The sequence below is a fragment of the uncultured Subdoligranulum sp. genome, from assembly GCF_937890665.1.
Genome location: NZ_CALADU010000140.1, coordinates 1 through 2,806, shown reverse-complemented (window position 1 = coordinate 2,806; position 2,806 = coordinate 1). Strand labels below are relative to the sequence as shown.

The following is a 2,806-nucleotide window of genomic DNA, read 5'->3' as shown; positions in this document are numbered from 1 at the left end:
AGGTGGTGTTCGAGGAGTTTATCGACGGGCAGGAAGTGGAATGCGCGGCCATCGGCAATCCCGATGACCCCGCCAGCGTTTCCACCACCCGCCCGGGTGAGATCTTGGCCGGCGCCGAGTTCTACACCTATGACGACAAATACAAAAACGGCGTGTCCCAGACCGTGATCCCCGCCCACCTGAGCGAGGAGAAGCTGGACGAAGTCCGGGCCGCGGCCCGCAAAGCCTATCTGGCGCTGGGTTGTTCCGGGCTGTCCCGCTGCGATTTCTTTGTGGAACGGGGTACCGGCCGGGTGCTGTGCAACGAGCTGAACACCCTGCCGGGCTTTACGGCGATCAGCATGTACCCGAAGTTGATGGAGCACGAAGGACTGACGTTCTCGCAGCTGGTGGACCGGCTGCTGTGTCTGGCGGTGAACCGCCGTAAGGGGGCCTACTGATGGATACAAGACCCATCGGTGTGTTTGACAGCGGGCTGGGCGGCTTGACCGCCGTGCGCCAGTTACGCCGTGTTCTGCCCGGGGAGGACATCGTCTATTTTGGCGATACCGGCCGGGTGCCCTATGGTTCCCGGGCCCGGGATACCATCGTGCAGTACGCCCGGCAGGACATCCACTTTTTGTTGGAACAAGACGTCAAGTTCATCATTGCCGCCTGCGGCACCGTCTCCTCCACTTTCCCGCCGGCGGAAGCCGCCAAACTGCCGGTGCCCTATACCGGCGTGGTGGGGGCCGCTTCTCGGGCCGCGGTGGCGGCCACCCGCAACCGAAAAATCGGCATCATCGGCACCGCCGCCACCATTCGCAGCGGGTCCTATGCCTCGGTCATCCGGGACATGATGCCCGACGTACAAATCACCGCCAAGGCCTGCCCGCTGTTTGTGCCGCTGGTGGAAAACGGCTACGTACAGGACGGCAACCCGGTGACCAAACTGGTCATTGCGGATTATCTGGAATCGGTGCGGGCCAGCGGTATCGACACGCTGATTTTGGGCTGCACCCACTATCCCCTGCTGAAAAAGATGATCGGCGATTACATGGGCGCCGAGGTCACACTGATCGACTCCGGCAAGGTGACCGCCCAAGCGGCTGCCGCCGCGCTGGCCGATCTGGACCTGCTCAGTGACCGCACCACAGGCGGCACAGCCCGCTACTATGTGAGCGATACGCCCGACAATTTTGCCGAGCAGGAAATGCTGTTTTTGGGCGAGTACGCCGGCGGCCCCGTCGAGCGGATCGCCATTGAATCCTACTGAGGAATCGTAATATTTATGGAAGAAAACTATCTGATCACCATCAAAGGTACGATGGAGCAAGACGGCAAACGCGATACCGTGGAATTGATGACCCGCGGTTCGCTGGTGCACAAGGACGGTGCCTACTATATTATCTATAAAGAGACCGAAGCCACCGGTTACGAGGGCTGCACCACCACCGTCAAGGTGGCCGACGATGCCCGCAAGGTAGCCATGCTGCGCTTCGGTAAGGTGCCCAGCCAGCTCATCATCGAAAAAGGGACACGGCATCTCTGCCATTATGAAACCGGCTACGGCGCCATCAGTTTGGGCGTGGCGGCCGATGTTATCGAACATGAACTCAGCGAGGAGGGCGGCAAGCTGAAATTCAGCTACACGTTGGATTCCGGCGCCGAGAATTTCATCAGCCGCAATCTGGTGGACATCACGGTAGATCCCCTGCCCGCCCAACCCGAAACCTGACAAAATCCAACCGGAGGTTTTTCAATCATGGACTATCAGAACTACAACCCCCGTCTGGCGGCCCTGACCGAGGCCCGGACGCTGCTGACCGACGCTGCCAAAGCGGCTATGGCAGACGGCACGCTGCCGCAGGCCGACCTGCCGGACTTTATTGTGGAGATCCCCGCCGACGTGAAAAACGGCGACGTGGCATCTAACCTTGCCATGGCCGGCGCCCGCGCCTTCCACAAAGCGCCCCGCCAGATCGCCGAGGCTATCACCGCCAAGCTGGACCTGAACGGCACCCTGTTTGCTGGGGTGGAGATTGCCGGTCCCGGCTTCATCAACCTGTTCTTGGGGCAGGAGTGGTTCACCAGCGTGCTGCGGGCCGCCTGCCTGAACCCCGAATACGGCCGCACCGACGCAGGTGCCGGCAAGCGCTACAACGTGGAGTTTGTTTCGGCCAACCCTACCGGTCCCATGCATATGGGCAACGCCCGGGGCGGCGCGCTGGGCGACGGTCTGGCCGCCTGTCTGGACTGGGCCGGCTACGATGTGACCCGTGAGTTCTACATCAACGACGCCGGCAACCAGATCGAAAAGTTCGGCAAGAGTTTGGCCATCCGCTACCTGCAGCTCTACAAGGGCGAGGAAGCCTGCCCCCTGCCGGCAGAGTGCTATCAGGGCGCCGACATCATCCAGCGGGCCAAGGAATTTGCCGAGGTCCACGGCGACGCCTATGTAAATGCGGATTTTGAGGAGCTGAAAAAGGCCATTGTGGCCGACGCGCTGCCCAAGAATATCGCGGGCCTGCAGCGGGATCTGGGCAAGTACCGCATCACCTACGATGTCTGGTTCCACGAGAGCGAGCTGCACCAGAGCGGTGCGGTCAAGGCCGTGGTGGACAAGCTGCTGGAGACCGGCGCTTGCTACAAGGCGGAGGACGGCGCCATTATGTACCGCAGCGCCCAGTATGCTGCCAAGTACGGCGTGGCCAACAAGCGCAAGACCGACGACGGCAGCGAAGAGGAGGCCAAAGACGAGGTGCTGGTGCGTGCCAACGGCATTCCCACCTACTTTGCCGCCGACATCGCCTACCATTACAACAAG

The 2,806-nt window shown here is 61.4% G+C and carries 3 protein-coding genes and 1 pseudogene; all 4 read left to right on the top strand.

The features are described from left to right. Positions 1-440, top strand: a pseudogene (locus Q0526_RS08215) (D-alanine--D-alanine ligase); the annotation flags it as partial. After that, positions 440-1,255: a glutamate racemase gene (gene murI, locus Q0526_RS08210; protein WP_298732395.1), complete on the top strand. Its 816-nt coding sequence runs from the start codon at positions 440-442 to the stop codon at positions 1,253-1,255. The pseudogene Q0526_RS08215 and the gene murI, both read left to right, overlap by 1 nt. 15 nt (positions 1,256-1,270) lie before the next feature. Continuing rightward, on the top strand, positions 1,271-1,717 hold the full coding sequence (locus tag Q0526_RS08205) for a DUF1934 domain-containing protein (protein WP_298732393.1): 447 nt from the start codon (positions 1,271-1,273) through the stop codon (positions 1,715-1,717). Between the two features lie 27 nt (positions 1,718-1,744). Beyond that, positions 1,745-2,806 (top strand): arginine--tRNA ligase (argS, locus tag Q0526_RS08200; RefSeq protein ID WP_298732391.1); only part of this gene is annotated, 1,062 nt, incomplete at its 3' end.